This is a genomic window from Desulfatibacillum alkenivorans DSM 16219 (genome assembly GCF_900142135.1).
Taxonomy (GTDB): Bacteria; Desulfobacterota; Desulfobacteria; order Desulfobacterales; family Desulfatibacillaceae; genus Desulfatibacillum; species Desulfatibacillum alkenivorans.
In genome coordinates, this window is sequence record NZ_FQZU01000003.1 from 151,716 (window position 1) to 171,392 (window position 19,677).

19 protein-coding genes are annotated in these 19,677 nt (G+C 56.1%); 7 read left to right on the plus strand and 12 right to left on the minus strand.

Annotation, left to right across the window (positions count from 1 at the left end):
* Window positions 1-21 precede the first annotated feature (21 nt).
* The 8 genes from BUE18_RS04085 to BUE18_RS04120 form a co-directional block, all read right to left on the minus strand.
* Window positions 22-1,170, minus strand: a complete 1,149-nt coding sequence (locus BUE18_RS04085; RefSeq protein WP_073473114.1) for a 2-hydroxyacyl-CoA dehydratase subunit D — start codon at window positions 1,168-1,170, stop codon at window positions 22-24.
* On the minus strand, window positions 1,167-2,555 hold the full coding sequence (locus BUE18_RS04090; RefSeq protein WP_073473117.1) for a 2-hydroxyacyl-CoA dehydratase subunit D: 1,389 nt from the start codon (window positions 2,553-2,555) through the stop codon (window positions 1,167-1,169). The genes BUE18_RS04085 and BUE18_RS04090 overlap by 4 nt, the downstream gene beginning before the upstream one ends.
* A 12-nt stretch (window positions 2,556-2,567) precedes the next feature.
* On the minus strand, window positions 2,568-3,368 hold the full coding sequence (locus BUE18_RS04095) for an acyl-CoA dehydratase activase (protein WP_073473120.1): 801 nt from the start codon (window positions 3,366-3,368) through the stop codon (window positions 2,568-2,570).
* Window positions 3,361-4,146: an acyl-CoA dehydratase activase gene (locus BUE18_RS04100; protein ID WP_073473123.1), complete on the minus strand. Its 786-nt coding sequence runs from the start codon at window positions 4,144-4,146 to the stop codon at window positions 3,361-3,363. Before BUE18_RS04100 ends, BUE18_RS04095 begins: the two co-directional genes overlap by 8 nt.
* A gap of 80 nt (window positions 4,147-4,226) precedes the next feature.
* The gene (locus tag BUE18_RS04105; RefSeq protein WP_073473125.1) at window positions 4,227-5,354 is read right to left on the minus strand and encodes an acyl-CoA dehydrogenase family protein; all 1,128 of its coding nucleotides are present in this window, start codon (window positions 5,352-5,354) and stop codon (window positions 4,227-4,229) included.
* A 45-nt stretch (window positions 5,355-5,399) separates the two neighbouring features.
* Window positions 5,400-6,905, minus strand: coding sequence for an acyl-CoA dehydrogenase family protein (locus BUE18_RS04110; protein WP_073473128.1), 1,506 nt, complete (start codon window positions 6,903-6,905; stop codon window positions 5,400-5,402).
* Between the two features lie 31 nt (window positions 6,906-6,936).
* On the minus strand, window positions 6,937-8,706 hold the full coding sequence (locus BUE18_RS04115; protein ID WP_244549278.1) for an AMP-binding protein: 1,770 nt from the start codon (window positions 8,704-8,706) through the stop codon (window positions 6,937-6,939).
* Window positions 8,673-10,088: a thiolase family protein gene (locus tag BUE18_RS04120; protein ID WP_073473131.1), complete on the minus strand. Its 1,416-nt coding sequence runs from the start codon at window positions 10,086-10,088 to the stop codon at window positions 8,673-8,675. The genes BUE18_RS04115 and BUE18_RS04120 overlap by 34 nt, the downstream gene beginning before the upstream one ends.
* Window positions 10,089-10,330: 242 nt before the next feature.
* Here BUE18_RS04120 and BUE18_RS04125 point away from each other — a divergent pair, with 242 nt between their 5' ends.
* From BUE18_RS04125 to BUE18_RS04145, 5 genes are read left to right on the plus strand one after another with little or no spacing between them, the layout of a single operon-like run.
* Complete coding sequence (locus BUE18_RS04125) at window positions 10,331-11,095, plus strand: FadR/GntR family transcriptional regulator (RefSeq protein WP_170868259.1); 765 nt, start codon at window positions 10,331-10,333, stop codon at window positions 11,093-11,095.
* Window positions 11,096-11,105: 10 nt separating this feature from the next.
* Window positions 11,106-11,390, plus strand: coding sequence for a hypothetical protein (locus BUE18_RS04130; RefSeq protein WP_073473137.1), 285 nt, complete (start codon window positions 11,106-11,108; stop codon window positions 11,388-11,390).
* Window positions 11,387-11,623, plus strand: coding sequence for a hypothetical protein (locus BUE18_RS04135; protein ID WP_139264601.1), 237 nt, complete (start codon window positions 11,387-11,389; stop codon window positions 11,621-11,623). Before BUE18_RS04130 ends, BUE18_RS04135 begins: the two co-directional genes overlap by 4 nt.
* Before the next feature lie 22 nt (window positions 11,624-11,645).
* Window positions 11,646-12,407 (plus strand): nitroreductase family protein, encoded by a 762-nt coding sequence (locus BUE18_RS04140; protein ID WP_073473142.1) that lies wholly within the window; start codon window positions 11,646-11,648, stop codon window positions 12,405-12,407.
* A 1-nt stretch (window position 12,408) separates the two neighbouring features.
* The gene (locus tag BUE18_RS04145; protein WP_073473145.1) at window positions 12,409-12,759 is read left to right on the plus strand and encodes a 4Fe-4S dicluster domain-containing protein; all 351 of its coding nucleotides are present in this window, start codon (window positions 12,409-12,411) and stop codon (window positions 12,757-12,759) included.
* A 10-nt stretch (window positions 12,760-12,769) separates the two neighbouring features.
* Here BUE18_RS04145 and BUE18_RS04150 read toward each other — a convergent pair whose 3' ends face one another.
* The 3 genes from BUE18_RS04150 to BUE18_RS04160 all read right to left on the minus strand — a co-directional run bounded on the left by BUE18_RS04150 (window position 12,770) and on the right by BUE18_RS04160 (window position 15,820).
* Window positions 12,770-14,116, minus strand: a complete 1,347-nt coding sequence (locus tag BUE18_RS04150; protein ID WP_170868260.1) for a TetR/AcrR family transcriptional regulator — start codon at window positions 14,114-14,116, stop codon at window positions 12,770-12,772.
* Between the two features lie 10 nt (window positions 14,117-14,126).
* Window positions 14,127-15,305, minus strand: a complete 1,179-nt coding sequence (locus tag BUE18_RS04155) for an NAD-dependent epimerase/dehydratase family protein (RefSeq protein ID WP_073473151.1) — start codon at window positions 15,303-15,305, stop codon at window positions 14,127-14,129.
* A 152-nt stretch (window positions 15,306-15,457) separates the two neighbouring features.
* Window positions 15,458-15,820 carry a hypothetical protein gene (locus BUE18_RS04160; RefSeq protein ID WP_139264602.1) on the minus strand — a complete coding sequence of 121 codons (363 nt, stop codon included), beginning with the start codon at window positions 15,818-15,820 and terminating at the stop codon, window positions 15,458-15,460.
* 149 nt (window positions 15,821-15,969) lie between these two features.
* On the opposite strand from BUE18_RS04160, the gene BUE18_RS04165 reads away from it, so the two are divergent.
* Window positions 15,970-16,524: a CBS domain-containing protein gene (locus tag BUE18_RS04165; protein ID WP_073473157.1), complete on the plus strand. Its 555-nt coding sequence runs from the start codon at window positions 15,970-15,972 to the stop codon at window positions 16,522-16,524.
* 6 nt (window positions 16,525-16,530) lie between these two features.
* Here BUE18_RS04165 and BUE18_RS04170 read toward each other — a convergent pair whose 3' ends face one another.
* Window positions 16,531-18,729: an LPS-assembly protein LptD gene (locus tag BUE18_RS04170; protein WP_073473160.1), complete on the minus strand. Its 2,199-nt coding sequence runs from the start codon at window positions 18,727-18,729 to the stop codon at window positions 16,531-16,533.
* Window positions 18,730-18,911: 182 nt separating this feature from the next.
* Here BUE18_RS04170 and surE point away from each other — a divergent pair, with 182 nt between their 5' ends.
* Window positions 18,912-19,673: a 5'/3'-nucleotidase SurE gene (surE, locus tag BUE18_RS04175; RefSeq protein WP_073473163.1), complete on the plus strand. Its 762-nt coding sequence runs from the start codon at window positions 18,912-18,914 to the stop codon at window positions 19,671-19,673.
* Window positions 19,674-19,677 lie beyond the last annotated feature (4 nt).

The following is a 19,677-nucleotide window of genomic DNA, read 5'->3' on the forward strand; positions in this document are numbered from 1 at the left end:
CTCCGGCCTGGATTCGGCCAGCTATGATTGCCTGTTCCGGACCATTTCAAAAAAGGCCTGCACTCTGGTGCGCATCTGGCCTTCCCCGCCGCCGTACATTTCCCGCTCCAACGAGAGCATGGGAAAACCCAGCCGTTTGGACTCCTGCTTGAGCAGAAAGTTTTCGCCTCCCCAAAGGTCGCAGAACATGAGCTTTTCCGTGATAAGCGCGTCGGTGCGATAGTCTTTCATGATTTTTTCCAGCGAAGCGGAGCGTTTGTCGAATTCGTCGATCATGCGCGGGCACGAGACTTCGTAAAGATAGCGTTTGGCAACGGCGGCGATGGGATCTCCGTACTCCTCCACGGATACGTCCGCGCGCCTTCCACCCGTGCACAAGTTGTCCGCAACGGCTATGGCGCCGCAGCTTTCAATCATTTGAATGTGCTCGATTTCCTCCATGGCCCCTCCGGCCAGGACAATGCGGAGCTTACCCTCGCCGTCTATTCTTCGGTTTTGAAGCTCTATTGTCAACTGTTCCAGCAAATCCACGGCGTTTTCCACGGGAATCGAAGTCATGGCCGACTGCACCGCCAGCATTTCAGCCCCGAAAATCGGCGGCTCGGGCAGCTTGCGCATTTCGTTTAAGCCTCGAAGCAGTTCTCGGCGCTGGTTGTAGATCGCTATGGAATTTTGGAGAGCTTCCGTTGTCAGGGCCGCGTTAAAATGTTTTTCCAGGACATCCGAAAAATCCCTTAATTCGTCGAGAAAACGCTGAAAGGAAGTCTCTGAGGTCGTGTGCGGCGCCACGAACATATGGAGGAATTCCGGCCCCAGGCCCTGGGTTTGGAATGCGTTGCGCCAGTTGTCATACATTCGCCTGGCGTGATCGCAACCGTTCATGAAAACCACGCCGTTTAAAAACGCAAACTCGCTGTTCAGGGCCTTGTCGAAAATATGGCGCACCAAGCTGCAGTTGATGGCGGAATAGTACGTATCCCCCAGCCGGGTTTCCTTGCTTCCGACCGCTCTCAAACGATAAGGAACCATGCCCGCCGCGTGGATGATTTCTTCGGGGACGAAGGAGCACATATAGCCGAGTATTTTCCTCCCTTCGTCCGCGGCTTGGGTTATGTATTCGTTGACGTCTTTTTCAGCCAGTTTTTTGATGATGTCCAGAGTATCGCTCATGCCAGTCCGTTGCTCCTGAAAAAATCCTCAAATTGCCTTTTGACTTCCTCTTCCGTGACATGCCGTTTGTCGAAAATATCCGAGCTGACGAACAAGCTGGGCAGCCCGGCCTCCCGGCAAACGTCCCTGAACATCTTGCGCAACGCCCAACCTCCCTTGCATCCCTGGTGGCCCATGAAGATAAAGCAGTCGCCCGAATACTCGTCGATGATCTTCTTGAACTCCTCCAGGTAAAACTCTGCAGGGCCTCGTGTGTGGCGGACCATGGTGCAGTACAGGTGGGTTTTGGCCAGATCCCGGACCATGGTTTCCGGGGATGACGTATCAATGGGCACGGTCTGAATGCGGCCCATGAAGTCGGAAACCACCACGGCGCCAAACTTTTTTTCCAGCCAGGGAAACAACGGAGCGAATACCAGGGGCACGTCGTACCAGATCATCCTGATCTTTTCTTTTTCGATGAAACTTCGCTTTTTCCGGAGCCGCTCCCTGGCGTTGGCGTGCACCAGTTCGGCGAATTCCATGCCGTTGGGCGACCCAAACGCCGCCATCCGCCCCAGCCAGCTAAGCAGCAAGGGCTCCACGCTGGTGGGGGAGGGCACGGCCCTGGACATCTCGGATAGTTCCTGGAGATAATGATTGGTTTGGTTGACGTTTGCGCAGATTTCCCGGAGCTTGTCCCAATCCAGTTTTTGATCCAGGTGTTTTTCCAGAAAGGCGATGAGGTCCCAGAGATTGTTTTCGTAATGCTTGAAGGATTTGTCATCGTCCCAGTAGGGCGTATCAAGCACAAACATGGGAACCTTGGTCATGTACTGCAGGGTCTGATAGCTGGACGCCACGGAATCACAAGGATGGGAGCTGGAAATGATGACGTCCGGCTTGGGCGCCTCGTTGGCCAGCAGCGCTCCCACGGCCGTCTTGGCGGCCGAACAATGTTCGGGCGCCATGCCTTCCTCTTCAGCCCGTTCAATCATTTCCACGGCCGCGTCCGAGCCCGCCATCTGGGAGACGATGGCAAAGGTTTCCGGCACGTACTGGCGTACGTCAAAAGCCCGTAGAATTTCATTGGACAGATTCCATTCCGACCAAACCATGGGCTTGTCGCTGGCTTCGTCCATGACATTTTCCATATAGGCGTTGAGATCCCTGGAGAGTATGCCCAGCGCCTTCAAATCCTTGGGATCGGACATGGCGCAGCCGGCCAGCAGAATGAAAAATCTGAAATGTTTATTAAACGAGTTCTCGTCTTGAATGGCAAGAGGCAGCATCAAACGCCGCACCCAGCCAAGGGCCCTGGGATAGCGCGACAGCATGGCGCCAAACCGGGAGGCCCGAAGCGCAGCCCGGCTGATCGCAAAGTTTTCCGTAGATGGATTGTTCACAGGTCCTCCCTTTCATTTACGCCTAGACCCCTCCTTGAAAGGATCGCCCTGCTGAGCCATTAAGGCGGCTCCGAAAGCCCCAAAATTCTGGGGCGGCATGGGCAATGAGACCGTTTTTCTTTCCGTCATTTGTTCAAACCGGTCGGCGAAAGCGGGAACCGCCGCCAATCCTCCTCCCAAGGCCACATTGTCTTGGGCCTGAATCCTTTCAAAAAGGGTGGCGGCCCGGCCTGCGATGGAATGAAGCACTCCGGCGATGATATCCGTGTTGTTCCGGCCGTGATTGACTTGGGTGATCACCTCGCTTTCCGCGAAAACCGCACAATTGCTGGATATTACGTAAGGTTCTCTGGATAGCTCCGCATATTGGGATATGGATGAAAATGGAATTTCAATGGCCTGGGCCGACATCTCCAGAAATTTACCGCTGCCCGCCGCGCATTTGTCATTGGATAATGCTCTCTCAAAAACACCCTTCTCGTCAATGGCTGTGACTGTGAGGAACAGGCCGCCGCAATCCAGCACGGTGCGTATGGTCGGGTCCAGGGCGAAAGCGCCTTTGGCTGCACAACGATCCGACGACATGGTAAAGGACGTTTTTTTAACCAGCTTTGCACCGTAACCCGTGGAAACCAGCTTTTTCACCTGCCGTTTTTTGATTCCGGCCTGTTCCAGGGCCTTTTTATAAACTCCGGCGATCACCCGGTCTATGTCCCGGGAAACATCCTGGCCGGCCCATCCCATCACTTCGCCGTCCTTGACGATGCATGCCTTAACGAACCTCGTCCCCACGTCGATTCCCGCGCTAATCATGATTTCCGTTTTCCTTTTGGGCGAAAATGGCGGCGCCCAATGCGCCGATGATTTGAGGGTCCACAGTCAACGGCGTGAACTTGACGTCCAGCAGCTTTTCCATGCGGCTTACCACTCCCACGTTTTTGGAAACGCCCCCGGTTATGGCGAAGTTCGGCTTTAATGGAACGGACTTTGATAGGGACGCAACCCGTTTTGCCACAGCGTTGTTTATTCCGGCGGCGATGTCCCTGGCCTTCCGCTTTTTATAAACGTGCTGCATCACCTCCAGTTCCATGAATATGCTGCATTTGTTGGTCAGGTTGATTGGCTTGCGCGCTTTTTGGGAAAGCGGCCCAAGCTCGTGCAATTCCACGTCCAGGGCCTTGGCCAGCACCTCCAGGCATCGTCCCGTGCCGGCCGCGCATTTGTCGTTCATGATGAACTCCTGCACCAAGCCGTTTTCGTCAATGGAGATGACTTTGCAGTCCTGCCCGCCGATATCCACAATGGTGCGTATGGAGTTATCCGCCCAATAAGCGCCCATGCCGTGGCACGAAATCTCGCTGATGTTCTTTTGGGAGAACGGAATGGCCTGGCGTCCGTATCCGGTGCTGTAGCAGGCGTCAATGTCGCTGTATTTCAGGCCCGCCTGGGCCAAGGCCAGATCCATGACGCATACGGCGGATTTTTCGGCAGTGGCCCGGACTCCCATGATTTTTGACGTCAATACTTGCGAGTCCTTGAGAATGACGGCTTCCGCAGTCAGGGACCCCACATCGCAACCGGCGACGATCATATACAATGCTCCGCGTGGGTTAATTGGCAGGGAAAAAGGGGGAAGGCCCTCCGCCCTCCCCCTATTGGAAAGAGCTGAATTCAGCCTTTGCCAAGCAGGGAATCCATGTATTTGAGCTTTTTCATGGGAGCTATGCCCATCAAGGCCTGGATTTGCTTGGCGTCACGGAGCCTTTTTTCCTGGCCGTGATCTTTCATGTACCCCACCCCTCCCAAAACCTGTACGCCGTCCGTTGCCGCCTCGCAGGCGAAGGCGCTCGCCTGGATGGCGGCGACCCTGGCCGCCGCCTGCCACTTGGGCTGATTGTTATCCGCAGCCTCGCACGCCCGGGAGAGCATCATTTCCGCCGACTTGGCCTGAATGGCGATATTGGCCAACATCATTTTCACCTCGGACCAGTCCACAATCTCCCGGCCGCCCTGCTCCCGCTCTTTGCAGTAAGCCAGGGCTTCAGCAAAGCACCCTTCCATGATTCCCGAGGCCATGGCCGCCTGGGCCGCGTGCATGCGGTCCGCCGCTTTGTCGAAATATTCCTTGCCCTTGCCCTCCTTGCCCACAAGCAGGGCCGGGGCTTTATCCAGGGATATGTCCACGGCCGGACAGGCGTGGAGGCCCAGGCTGAAAATGGGCTCGCTCACGGAAACGCCCTTGCCTTTCAAGTCCACCAGATAAAAGGAAAAATCCTGTTCATTTCCCTGGCAGGCGGGCAGCAGCGCGTAGGAGCCAAGCCCGCCAAGAACCACATAGGGAACCTCGCCGGATAGCGTTGCCTTTTGCTTGGTTTTTTTCACTTGGGCCAGATGCCGGACTTCCGACGGATTGTTGAAGGAGGGGAAGGCCAGTAAAAAGCCGAATGCGTCCTTTTGCTGGGCGATTTTATCCTCAAACAATTTTTCCGCCTTGGCGATGAGCATGATTTCCTGGGCCAGGGCGTTGGTAAAAATCATGCCGCCCAGGCTGGCGTCCTGGCTGCACAGGCTTTTCAGAATCACGCTTAATCCCGAAAGCCCCAGCCCCATGCCGTCCAGCTCCACCGGCAAGGAGGCGTGGAAAAAGCCCAGGCCAAAAGCCTTTTTTACCACCTTGTCCCAAAAAGGACCGAACGGATATTGGTCGTATTCCTCACGATTGGGCGCAAGCTCCTTGGCTGCGAAATCCGTGGCAGCGCCGTCCACCAGTTTTAGTTCTTTATCCCCCCTGCAGAGCATAGGACCTCCTTGCTGTATGCGCGCGGACGAAACATCGTCCGGGTTTTAGGCGTCGTGAAAAACGCAGGACTGCGGACACGCCCGGCTGATCAGACATTTGAAAAGATTTAACCGGTTCAGTTGATTGGTTCCCTCGTAAATCTGCAAGAGCTTGGCGTCGCGAAAATGCTTCTCCGCCCTTTGGTCGTGGCGCAATCCCGCCTGCCCCATAAGCTCCAGGGCCATATGGCAGTTTTTCATGCCCAGGTCCGTACCCGAGAACTTGGCCAACGAGCCCCATCCCGATGTGCGGTGCAACTCTTCTTCGGGCTGACTGTCGAAGCTCTGCTTGCGCAGCCATTTGGTTGTCAGGCCGTTTCCCACAAGCGCCGGCGCGATTTTATCCAGGAAAAACTGGGGCGCGTATTTTGAAAACTGGAACATGCCCTTGGAAAGCATGGACTTGTAAATGCCGGAGCTGGCGTTATGATGGTTGGTTTCCATATAGGCCAGCCGGGCCAGGTTGACGTTCTTATACATTTCCGCCAGCATGCATTGCGCCCATTCATGGTTGGCAAGCAGCTTGCCGTCCACCTCGGTTTCGTTGGCGAAAGCCAGGGCTTCTTCGTATGCTCCCCGGGCCGCGCCCGTGGCAAACGCGGCCACGCCCGCGCGGGTGGCGCCCAGCACATAATCCAGAACCTGCTGAAAGGTGTGCTTGGCGTCCCGCTTCAAGTCCTTGATTTGTTCAGGATCCAGGGCGACCATGTTGTCCGGGACAAAGCAGTCCTTAAAAACCAGCTCGCTGGCCGGGCACGCCCGCTGCCCCATTTTTTTCTCATGACGTCCGAACGAAAAGCCTTTCTGGCCGGTCTGCACCAACATGCACACGGTGTTTTGCGAGGGAAGGTCCAGGTCGGAATAAGCGATGACCACGTGCCACTTGGACAAATGGCCGTTGGAAATAAAAATCTTGGTTCCGTTGACCACATACCCGCCGTCCACCTTTTTAGCGTGGCAGGTAATATTGCCCTTGTCGATCAGGTCCGGCTCCTCCACGTCCGTGCCGGCGCCGGGCTCGGTGATAGCCAGGGAGATGATGCGGGGATCGCCCGCTTTTTCCCCGGCGGCCACGTCCCGGAAGATTTTCATCATCAACGGCGCGTTCCAGGTGGCCGCCAGAGTGGCCATGCCCAGGTAATGCACGCCGATAAGGTTCGCCATGCCTACGCAGGCGGAACCGATTTCCTCCACAAAGGCGCTCATGGAGTGCATGAAGTACCCCTTGCCGCCGAAAAGGCGGGGAACCCACATGGTGTAAAAGCCCCAGTCGTTGGCCTTTTTTACAAAATCCCAAGGGAGAAAATCCGGGTCTTCGTGCACTTTGCGGTCGAGCTCCAGGACGTACGGCCTGACGACCTCCTTGTTGAATCGTCTGGCTAAATCCACCACCTCCCGGGTTTCCTTTATCAAGGCCCTGGGCGTGGCATGGGTGGAAACCAGGCTGGCCGCCACGTCGTTCAGGTCCGGCGCGCATTGCGCGTATTCCGGCGTACAGGGTTGGTATGTCATGGGTTTACCTCGCGGGCCGCCGGGCGGCTGGTTAAGGATTGAGTGCGTCGAATGCGTCGGGCGTTACGCCTTCCTGTTCCAGGACTCGTTTGATGATCCGGTGCGAGTTGGTCATGGGAAAATCCTCCACAACCCGTACGTACCGGGGCACGGCGAATTTGGCGATTTTGTTGGAAAGAAAATCCCGAAGATCTCCGGGGGCGAAAGGCGCGCCGTTCACCAGCTTGACTGCCGCCATGATTTCGTCCTCGGCCAGGTCCGACGGCACGGCGTAAACGGCAACGTCTTCCACGGCCGGATGCTTCATGATCACGTGCTCCACTTCGTAAGCGGAGACGTTCTCTCCGCCCTTGCGCATGGACTCCGTATTCCGGCCCACAAAATACACGTAGCCCCGTTTGTCCGTGCGGACCTTGTCGCCCGTGTACATCCAGCCGTCCCGCACCTTTTCGTTGGTGGCTTTTTCGTTTTTGTAATAGGGCACGCCCTGGCCGTCCCCCTTGACCTGAAAAATCAATTCCCCGGGCTCGCCGGGCGGGCAGTCCCGGCCCTGGTCGTCGATAATGCGGGTGACGCCCATGCGCTTGGACAGCTTGCCCAAAGCGCCCACGGGCGCGGTGCCGAAATTCATGATGCCCTTTCCCCCGCTGTCCACGGCGCCGTAGCCTTCGTAAATGGTCACTCCAAAGCGCTTTTCAAAGGGCTTCCACATGTCCGTGGGGCAGGCGGCGGACAGGACGAAACGCACCTTGTTCACCCGGTCGTCCGGCCTTTCGGGCTGCTTCATCAAGATGGGGATGATGGAGCCTATGGTGTTGAACACCGTGACGTCGAACCTTCGGATGTCATGCCAGAAACGGCTGGCCGAGAACCGGCGCGCCAGGGCGATGGTTCCGCCCATGGCCATGGAAAGGGTGACCGTCAAAAGCATGGCGTTGCCGTGGGCCAGGGAGAATGACGTGTAATACACGTCGTTTTTGTTCAGCAGCACCCCCGCCATGAGGGAAAGCAGCTTCACCCGGGATGTATTCACTTTGTACACCACCCCTTTGGGCCGCCCGGTGGTGCCTGAAGTGTACATAATCATGCACTTGTCCGAGCGATCCGCATATCCGATGCGGGGATCGCGGGTGGACGCCACCGGATGCCAGGCCTTGGAAAGAAGATCCACACCCTCGGGGATGCCAAAATCCCCGGCCTCCTCCTCCACGTCGTCCACAATAATGCTTTTAAGGCTTTTCAACTGATCGCGGACCATCATGACCGGTTCGGCCAGCTCCGCGTCGCAGGCCAGAAATTTGATGTCGCTGTGGTTGATCACATATTGCAGGCCGTCGCCCCGCAATTCGCAATTGATGGGCACCACGTACATGCCCAGTTTTTGGGCTGCAAAAAACAGGTCCAGGAAGCGGGGCGAGTTGCGCATGAAAATCCCCAGCCCCGCCTTTTGCTCGGCGCCGAGCTGCAGCAGGAAATTGGCCGTGCGGTTGGCGTTCTCGTCCATTTGCCTGTAGGTGTAACATTCCTCCTTATAGCGAAGCATGATCCGGTCCGGGTGCTTTGTGGCTTTTTCCTCCAGCAGCTCCGCCCAGGACATGTCGTGCGCCATGCCTCCCTGGCGCAGCCCGGCCAGGTTGGCGGCGAGTGTTCCCCTTTTGGCTTCCGTCCCCAGGAACCTGACGAAAGAGCCTATGCCCCGGCGGGCGAGCCGAAGCTTTTGGGCCAGAAATTTCAATTCCTGCAATTGTTCGTTCATCATCCTGCTCCTTAGGTTGACGGCGCTTCCAATATATGGATGCACATGGCCGCCTCTTCAGCGCCCAAAGCGCCGCCCCCGTTTTCCGCAAGGCCCAGCTTGGGGTTGTTAATCTGCCGGTCTCCGGCCTGTCCGCGCAACTGAACCGTCAGTTCGTGAATTTGTGCAAGCCCGGATGCGCCGATGGGATGGCCGCGTGAAGTCAGTCCGCCGCTTGTGTTAATGGGAATCTGTCCGTCCAGTTTGGTGGCGCCGGACTCGGCGAAAATCCCGCCCTCCCCGATCGGGCAGAAGCCCAGGTTTTCCGCCTGGCGCATTTCTCCGTAAGCCGTGGCGTCGTGAACTTCGGCCAGGCTGATTTCCTCAGGCCCCACTCCGGCTTTTTCGTAGGCGATTTTGGAAAGCCGCTCTCCGATTTCCGGCTGGTCAAACCCGTGAGGCCGATCCATGCCCGAACCCAGCACCGAAGCGCGAATCTTGACCGCTTGCTTTTGCAGGCCCAACTTGCGGACCATGGGGCCGGAGCAAACTATTGCGGAAGCCGCTCCGTCGCCGATGGGCGCACACATGGACCGGGTCAGGGGCCACGTCACCAAACGGTCGGCCAAAACCTGATCCACGCTAACCTCAAACCGGTATTGCGCGTTGGGGTTTAATGTGGAGTTGAAATGGTTCTTGGAGGCGATCACGGCCAGTTGCTCCACCGTGCTGCCGAACTGCTTCATGTGTTGGCGGGCGGCAAATCCGTACACGTCCATAAAGGGGGAATGATCGCCGGAATTTACCGCCGCCAATTTGCGGACCTTGTCGTACCCGATGGCCTCCCCAAGGCGGATGGCCACGGTCAGGTTATCCCAAAGGTCCTTGGCCCGGCCCTTTAAGCGGGCGGGCAATTTGGGTTTGCGTTTGGACTTTTTGTCGGAACCGTTGGGGCCGGCGTATCTTTCCTGGAACTCCTTCATCTGGCGCAGATCGTCCGCGTTCAACTGAAAGTCGGTGAGCCCCTCCACGATGTCCGCGCAGTTTTCAATGTCGATGCCGCCCAGAAATCCGGCGAAAACAGCCGCCCGGTTCGAGTGGTACAGTTTTTCCGCGCCCAGGGCCATGGCGACGTCGTACAAGCCCGAGCCCACGCCCATCCAGGCGTTGTGCAAGGCCGTGGACGCGCTGGCGCACGCGTTTTCCACATTGGTTATGGGAATTTTGTCCAGCCCGATATGCCGCAAGGCCACCTGGCCCCGGATGCAGGCCTGGCCTTTATCGCCCCAGCCTGAATTGGAGAACCACAAAGCCTGGATGTCGTCCTTTTCCAGCCCCGCGTCCTCCAGGCAGCCCTTGAAGGTCATGGCTGCCAGGTCCTTTACGCTGTGCTCCAGATACTTGCCGAATTGTATGGTGTGCACTCCCACCACATAAACGTCTCGCATGGCGGATCCCCCCGGTATGGCTTTGATTTTCCCGGAAAGATTATGTAGGCTTGAGCGCTTTCCGGAACGCGGTCTTTTCCAAGGCAAAGAATGACCGCCGAGGTTGGCTTTAGAATTTTGCTTGACTCATCTGATCAATTCTGGTTAATTGGTTAAACCAATTTGGCGAAGTGTGTCAAGCAAAAATTTTCAGCATCAAGTAAAGAGGGGTCTAAATCAGGATGCAGAAGCATGAAAAAGCTTTGAATAAATTGGCAAAAGACATTTTTACGCGCCGTTTGCAAGCAGGGGGCAAGCTGCCCAGCGAGCGGCAGCTTTCCCAGGATATGGAGATTGACAGGACCTCCCTGCGGATTGCCCTGAAGCATTTGGAATCCATGGGGGTGTTGGACATTCGCCAGGGGGACGGCATTTATGTGAAGGATTACACCCACCACGCCGGTCCGGATTTTTTGCAACTGGTGGTGGAGTCGGACGATCTGAACGCCCCGGGCTCGGTGGTGGACGATTATCTGATGGACGAAATGTGGGAGTTTTGGGGCGCCTATTTCCCGGTCTTGTTAAAGATGTCCTCCAAAAAGGCGTCTCCCCGGGACATGCGGGATCTCATGACCCTGCTGGACGAGGAATTGGAGCATGTGCACGACCGGGATAAAATTGTGGAACTGGACCTGCTGGCCGAAGAGAGAATCGCCCGGGCCACCGGCAATATGGTGATCATGCTTTATTCCAACGCCTCCCGGACCATACGCCGCAACATGGTCAAGGCCTTTTACGACAGGGTGGACGACGACACCGTGCGGCTGCACGTGGAGATCAAGCGGGCTTTGGTTAAGGACTGGGCTTCGGGCGCCATGACCGCCGAGGAACTGGCCGACCATTACGCCCAGGTTTTGGAAGCGCATCGCGCGGCCATCAAGAAGACCAGAAGCAGCAACGGCGCCGCCGCAGCCATGCTGGAGGAGTACAAGGACGCCTTGGACAAGACGGGCTCCGCCAAAGTTTGATGGGGGCGTCATGGAAAATGACTGGAACGTGGAGTGGAACCTGGATCTGCCCAGGGATGAAGCCGCGATGTTGCTGAGGCAGGCGATTGAATCGGTGGACGAAAAGACCTCTACCGAATACCGACCGTCAGCCGGGGAATATGTACTTTGGCTCGGGCCGAAACGCGTCAAAAAGTACGCTCAAGGAAAAATAAAACTGCTTGAAACGGAAAATGGGTCGCTTTTATCGGCGGTCCTGTCAGTAAGAGCCCCTTACCGCTATGCTTCTTTTGATGTGAAAAAGATCTCATATTGATGCTGGCGGGCATAACGGCGGGAGCTTTACTGCTTTTCAATATATTTCTGTTTTTCATGCCTGTCTGGACAATCGCGCCTCTGGCTGGCGTCTTGGCTTTAATGGCTGTCTACATGCGAATCGCCAGCTATCGGGAGATGGGCATGCACGCAGGATTTGACGAGATGAAAAAGCTGTTAATGCAATCTTTTTCAGCGCACATAGTGGAAGAATCACCGCCCAACAAAACATAAGGCCGAAATAAAAGGAGGGACCATGCCGCGCAGGAAGATGGAAATGGAGGATCTGTCTCCCTTGGGTGTGTACAAGGAGGGGATGGAATGGAACCCGCTGGAAAAAATCATATTCGAGCGCCGGAGCATCCGGGCTTTTAAAAAAGAGCCTTTGCCCGACTCCATGATTCGCCGGATTCTGGAGGCGGGCAGATTCGCGCCGTCCGCAGGCAACCAGCAGCCCTGGAAGTTCGCGGTGGTCAAGAATCCGGAAATCCTGGCCGAGATGGAGGCGGACGCCATTAAGATGGCCAAAATCATGATGTTCTTTCTGGACAGCTCCCGGAGCGAGTTCCGCAGAAAATACACGTCGTGGTACACCCGGCTCATGATCCGCATCAAACCCAACGAACTGCATCCCGTTCCATTCTCCCTGCTCAAGCTCATTGCAGACGGCAAGACGGGCGTATTCCACGGAGCGCCTACGCTGGTGCTGCTTTTTCAGGATAAACGGGGCGTGTCCTGCCCGCCTTTGGACATGGGCGTCTGCGGCGAGCACATGGTGCTGACGGCCCACTCCATGGGCGCGGGATCTTGCTGGATCGGGCTTGTCAAACTCCTGTTCTATTACCCCAAATGGCGAAAGTTTTTCGACCTCAAATGGCCTTACGAGTGCAACGAGTGCATTGCTCTTGGCTGGCCCAAGGGGGATTATGACGGCGAGGTCAAACGGGAAATGCAATTGGTGACCTGGTACGAAGGGGGCATGGACGAGCCTCCCAGGGTGGAAAGGCAGGGAGGGTGAGATGAATAAATTAAGCGCGCTGGACCGGTTTAACATCCCGGATTATTTCGATCCTCAACAGCTTGTGACCGCAAACCTGGACTTTTCCGACGATAAATGCGTCCGGTGCCGGCTGTGCACCGTCATCTGCCCGGGGCGATCCATTGTCATGGATCGGGGCGCAAAAGGAAAGAAAAAGCCCCTGCCTTACCTGGAGGAAATCGTGCCGGACATCACCGGCTGCATCGGGTGCGGCTGCTGCGCTGCGGCCTGTCCGGAAGGGGCGATTTCCGTTACGTCGGCCTTTTTGCCCACCAAATTCTATTTGCACCTGCACCAGACCGCGGATATGAGCTTTCCGAAAAAATATTGAGACGCGGTTTTTACTTTTTCGCCTCCCCCGGGAACAGCATGTCGTACAAGGTGGGGAAGAACAAAAAGACCAGGGTGTCTTTCACCCACTGGCGGTATTCCTTGGATTGGGGGTCCATGCCTGCAATCCTGGCCGGATACGCGGGGGAGCCCACGCAGCTGTAGGTGATGGTCACCAGGCAGTGGAGCCACATTTGGATCACCTTGGGCGGGGCGTCCGGGAAAAATCGCTCCTGGATCATGTCCATGACGCACTTATGGTAGAACATGACGAATTCAAAGCCGGGAATCTCCTCGCCCCGGTCCATTTGGGCCATGTTCTGCATAAGCACCATTTCGGCGGCCGGGTTTGCGAAGCTGTTGGACAGGATGCGTCCAAAGGCTTCGGTGAGCGCCGCCAGCGCGGGCATGGTCTCCAGGCCTTCCATGATGTCCTGGTTGACGTCCAGGGAGCGTTCCAGCAGGTCCACGCCCACGGCTTCGAACAATTCCTTTTTGGTGGGAAAATAATGGTGGATGAGGGTGAAGTCAAACCCGCCTTTTTTGCCGATCATGCGGATGCTGGCCGTGCTGTATGGATTGGTGGAAAAAACCTCCCGGGCCGCATCCAGAATTTTCAGGCGAGTGGCCTCGCCTTTGCGAAGATGGCTGTGCAATCCTGACGGCTTTTTCTTTTTCCGGCCGTAGCCCCTGGGGGCGATGGGGCCGAAATCCTGCACCTGGGTTCCCTTCATGACTCTTTGAAGGGGCGGCAGGAACAAGAACATCATGGCCTCTTTCACCCACTTGCGGTACTCGTCCGATTCAGGGTTCAGGTCTTCCGTCTTTGCGTGGAAATGCCTGGCGCCAAGGAAGTTGTTCAAGACCAGGGCGAAGGCGAACATCCACATGTAAAGCTCCTGGCCCGTGCCCTTGGGCGAGTATGCCTCCTTAAAAAATCCCGCCACCTTTTGCAGGGCTTTGCGCATGTTTTCCGCGCCGGGCAAAGATTTATCCAGAAAGTTCATGCCTCCCACATTCAGCATCATCACTTTCATGAAGGAGGACTGGAACCCATGCTCCAAAATGCGGTCCAGGAACAGGGACAAGCCTTCCGCGGGGCTGACTTTTTCCAGGCCCGGAAGCATGCTGAGTACGGTGGAGATAAACTCCTCGTTAAGCCGGGTGATATATTCCTCGAACAATCGGGCTTTGGTCTTGAAATGATATTGGATCAGGGGATGCTCGAATCCGCCTTTCTGGGCGATCTTCCGGACGCTGGCCGCCCCGAAGGGATGTTGGGAAAAAACCTTGTCCGCCGCCGCCAGAATTTTTTGCCGGGTGGCTTCCCCCCGAGCCTCCCCTTTGGAATGCGTCATTTTTGAATTCTCAGTCATCATGTCTTAAGTTATCCTGCCAGACTCCTTTTGGGTTATAGCCGGATTTCAACCATCCCATCCGCCGAAACCACTCAATGGTGGACCGCATGCCCTCTTTGACGTCCGGATGCTTGTACACATAGCCGGCATCCTTGGTTTTTCGGTTCGAAATCCAATAACTGGACGCCATATAAGTCGCCGAGCCTATTTCCAAAATCCGCACTCGCGGCGCATGGAGCTTTTGCTCGAGAAAAAGCCAGCCATGGGCGGCGGCGACGGCGACGGCCCTCAAATTTTTCTGGCGCACAAAGGGAACGTCCCACATGCGCCTGCCCAGCAGCAAGGCCAGGTAATGCAGAAACTCATGATATGAAATGACGCTTTCGTCAACCACATTGTAGTCTTCCCCCAAAGCGAAATCCTTATCCGCGACAAAAGCGGCCAGTCCGGCCATGTCCTCCACATGCAGGGAGGTCGTCAAGTAATTCATGGAATCCGCCGGGATAAAAGGCAGCAATCCTCTGTTGATCGCCAGCACAATCCCCCCATGGCCGTAGTCGCTGCCCGGTCCGTACAAAGGCGCGGGACGCACCACGGTCAGGGGCAGGCGGCCTTCCCGAAAATATTTCCAGGCCAGTTGCTCCTGCTCCCATTTGGAGATGGAATAGTCGTTCACCAAGTGGGTGTGTTCCGGCTCCTTTTGCCCAAATGTGGAGTTTTTGGGCGACGAGTCGTCCTCCGTGAACGGCAGGTTGCTGTGATCGCCCTGGGATGCGGGCCTGGGCTTGCCGAACACGCCGCAAGTGCTCCAGTGTACGAACCGCTCCAGGCTTTTGCACGCGGCCGCCGCTTCAAACAGGTTGACCGACCCCTCCACGTTGATTTTGCGGAGCAGATGCAACGGCGCGGAATAGTCGTACAAGGAGGCGGTGTGAAACACATGGGTTATGGAATTTTGAAACAGGGCGCTAACCCCGGCCGTATCCAGCAAATCGCAGGGAATCGCCCGGCAGGCCGGATGATTGAAATCCAGGCCGATCCCTTTGCATACCGCCTTTACCTTGGGGTGCTCAAAGGCTTTGGGCAAGTCGGCGGCTATGACGTCCTGGCCCTGCTCCAACAGCAACTTGACCAAATGAGAGCCGGAAAAGCCGCAGGCCCCGGTCACCAGGTTGAGCCGTTTCGGCATGTTGCCTCCTTTCCCCAAAAAATCATGGGGCGCGAAGCCGTCAATTTTTCAGTTTCTTTTGATAGTCCAGGACTTAACACAGATAGGGGCGATTCTGCAAGAAACAGGATCGAGATTTTAACCATTAGTTGAAATGTACAGGGCGTGACGCCTTACTCTTCCCGTGTGTAGCGCTTGCAGCGCCCCGGACACAGGGGGATTTTTCGCCGGCATAGGTCAAAGTGCAAATGCACGCAACTGAGGATGGTGAGATTGCCAGGCTCGAAGTGGGGGCACTCCGCCTCGGCTTTCAGGGATTCGAATCTTCGCGCCCAGATTTTCATGACCGTGTCCTGATCGATTTCAAAGCATTCCACCTGGTCCAGATAAGCGTCAAAGGCGGTCTCCCATTTTGCCAATACAGTGCACAACCACGCTTCATGAAAGCTGGGATCGGCGCTTATTTTTATCATGCAATGGCCTTCCGTATAATACATGCAGCCTGTCCCAGGGAGGGAGGACAATAGTTGCTTCATGGGCTTTCCTCTGTGGCAACGCTCCGAAATATATTGTTTTTCCTTCCGCTTGGAGAGCATGGGCCTATTGTTTGCCTTGCATTGGCTAACAGGTTTCTGGTACAAGGCATTAATGATTTCACATAAGGCTCTGCTGCAAAGGAGAACGTATGAGCGACATACTTGTAAAAGACATTATGATCCCTCTGGATCAATATGCAACTGTAGAGGAAAACGCCAATCTTTACGATGCCGTTATGGCTCTGGAAGCATGTCAGGCCAGGGAGGATGTGCGGGATCCCCGGGCTGTCCTGGTTGTGGACAAAAAAAATCATGTGGTCGGTAAACTGAGCCTTTTGGATGTAATCAAGGCCTTGGAGCCCAGTTACGAAAAAATATTGGAATCCCGTCCGGGATTTGCGCGTCTTGGCTTCTCCCACCGTTTTTTAAAACTTTTAGCCGATGATTACAACCTTTGGGCCAATCCCTTGGAGCAAATCTGCCGAAAAGCAGCAGACATCAAGGTCAAGGACATCATGTACTCCCCCTCTTCCGAAGGCGAATACGTGGATGAAGACGCCACGCTGCCTGAAGCTCTGCATCAGGTGATCATGGGGCATCATCAGTCCTTGCTGGTCATGAAAAAGAAGCGCATCACCGGCATTCTCAGAGTCCGTGAGCTCTTTGAACAAGTGACGGAAGCCATGAAAGCTTGCGGTCTCTAATAAAAATTAGTCGGCTGCTGAACGGCCCAAAGCGCCAAGCCCCGTCAAAGTAAATTGAAGCGTGTATCTTTGATCTCCGGGTTCGTCCGAGTACCCCAGATCAATAGCCCAGCAGGCGGCTTCGTATATCAACCCGGTATAATTGCGGACTCGTTCGCCCGCTTCCAGGTCTCTTTCCAGGCCTCCGTAGGCGGACCAGCTTTCTCCCAGCCGAAACCGGGCTTTTCCCAAGACGGTTTCGCTGGATTCCCTCGCCTTGATATACTCGGCGGAAAGCTCGTTCCCGCGCCCTGAAAGCGTCAGGCCATGGGCGTTGTATACAAAATTTCCGCTATAGGGGGACCACTTGGTCGTGCTTTCCAGGGCCGCCCATTGAACCGGCTTCAACTCCAGGCGGGCGCTGACCGGGGAAAAAGGCTGCCGCCTGTGAGGCTCGGTCCATTCCGAGGAGTCCTCCTCGTTCGCCTCGTTGATGTTGTAGGACGCGGAAATTTCGAACCAGCACAGTTTTTTGTATTCATAAGGGAATATGGAATTGTCTTTCCGCCGGACGCTGCTTCTTCCGAGAAAACTGTTGGTCAAGGCCAGGGTCACATGATTTTGGGCTTCCAGCCGGTCCACATGGTCGAAAAGAGGATATTTTTCCTGATCGTCGTCGGGCCGGTATCTGTAGCTGAGGGAGGGCGTGAAAGCATGCCTGATTTTGTCGATCTTCCCTTTGCCTGGTTTTAGGTTGAAGACTTTGACCAGTTCGGACGAGAATTCCGTTTCCAGGTCGTACATCTCCCGGGAAAAAGTGCGGTCGTCCCGCGAGGGCTCCTGGTCCCACGTGGTGACGTTATATAGCGTTTCCCGCAGCCCCACCGTGGTTTCCATGCTCATGTAACGGCCGAAGTCGATGGGCGCCACAAAGCGCGGATTCACGTCAAACCGGTTGCCGCTGATTCCTTCCTCCCTGTAAAAATGGGAGTATCCCGAGTCGAATTCCCAGGCAAGGAACGAGCCGAACAAAGACTGCCTTGTTCCGGAAAAGCCGGCAAAGGGCAGGGTTTGCAAGGTGGAGTCCGGTTCGTCGAACCGGCGTGCGATCACGTTGTCGAACCACTTGGCCTCTGCGTTGGCGCTGTAGCTGTCCCATCCTTTTTGAAGGTACAGGCTGTTTTTACGGATCGTCTCGTCATAGTCGTCCAGATCCCTTCCAAACTCCTGGGCGAATTCGCGGTTGACCGCGCTGTATCCGGTGTAGCCGTCCTTGAAATCCCGCAGGTAATCCTGATCGCTCACAAAATCGGCGTCCAGCCTGAATTTCAAGCCGTTTTTCCATTGCTGGTCGTGCTTGGCTGCAACCCAGTATCTATCCTGGTTCGGTCGAAGATAAAGGTCATTATCGTAGCCCCAGTCCAGGGAGTTGTTTCCAACGCCGTCGTCCCGGGTCCTGTCCTGGAGATAGCTGCCGAAGATGTAGCCTTTGGACTTGGGATTGAGCACATACCGCATTTCCGCTGCAGCCTGCACTCCGCGCTTTTCCATGGGGTGGGCGTACAGGGTCATGTCCGCGCTTTCGCCCATGATCATGTAAAAGGGCTGGTTGATCCCCCAGCCCTGCCGGGAGGACTGGCTGACCTGGGGCGGCAGCAAGCCGGTCTGGCGTTCCGTTTTGGCCGGAAAGACCAGATACGGAGAGTAGAAAACCGGCGCCTTGCGCGCTTTCACCACAATATTTTTGGCGGTTCCGTACCCGCCCACCGTAACCTTGACGTTGGCGGCCTTGATAACCCAGTCCGGATCGTCCGGGTCGCAGGTGGTCAGGCTGGCGTCGTCCACGCGGTAGGATTGGGCGCCCAGCTTCTCGATGCGGCCGCCCCGGATGAAAAAATGGGTCGCCTGGATGAACAGGGTGCCGTTTTCCACCAAACCCGTTTCCGTGGCAAGATCCATATAAACCCGGTCTCCGGTGACCACGTCGCCGCCGCCCTTGACCGTGACATTGCCGTGGGCCCACAGGCTGTTATTATTCCGGTCAAAGCCCGCCTCATCCGCTTCCATACGATATCCCGACCGCCAGATGAGCACGTTGCCGGAACCCCGATAGGTGTTGGTCATGTTATCGTACTGCAGCTTATCGGCTGTAATATTCCATGGTTCCGAAGGGTCCATATTGGAAAGATCCAGGCCCTGGCCAAAAGCCGGGGCGAACAAAAGCATGGTAAGCGCCCACCATGCCGCCCCTAGCCTAAGAAAACCGGTTTTAAGGAAAATTTGTCTCATAACAGGGTTTTGTGACAACCGGAGAAAAAAGTCAAGGATCAGGGCTTTACTGTTTAATAAAAGAACCGGTTGGTGTATGATGCGAATTTGATATTTTGAACATTAACGAGGACATGAGCATGCACATACTAGTCACTAACGACGACGGCATTCATCACCCCGGGCTGGCCGCCTTGCGGGACGGGTTGGCCAGGGACCACAGGGTCCAGGTGGTCGCCCCGGACAGGGAGCGAAGCGCCATTGCGCACGCCATAACCCTGCTTACGCCGCTCAGGGCCTTTTCCCAGACCAACGGAAACGGCATTCCCTCCTGGGCCGTCAACGGCACCCCTGCGGATTGCGTCAAGCTGGGGGTTCTGGAGTTGCTGGGCGAAAAGCCGGACCTGGTGGTGTCGGGCATCAACCCCGGCCCTAATGTGGGCGTCAACCTCAATTATTCCGGCACGGTGTCCGCCGCCAGAGAAGCCGCCCTGTTGGGGATTCCAGCCATTGCCGTGTCCGTCAGCAATCCCTACGGAACCCACTTTTCGGACGCCGCCCGCTTTATGCAGGATCTGGTGGCCGACGTGGCCGAGCGGGGCCTGCCCAAAGGCGTCTTTCTGAACGTCAACCTGCCCGACGCTCCCATGGAGGAAATCGCGGGCGTACGCATTTGCCGCCAGGGAATCGCCAGGCTGGAAGAGGCTTTTCATGTCCGCAGGGACCCCAGGGATCAGCCCTATTACTGGCAGGGCAGCGAAACCCAATTGTTCGGCGAATCGCCGGACGAAGACGGCGTGGCCCTGCGGGAAAACTGCATCGCCGTGACCCCGGTCCAGTGCGACATGACGGACTACGGGTTCTTGAGCCGGCTCAAAGAATGGAAAGTGGAGAAGCCCTAATTCC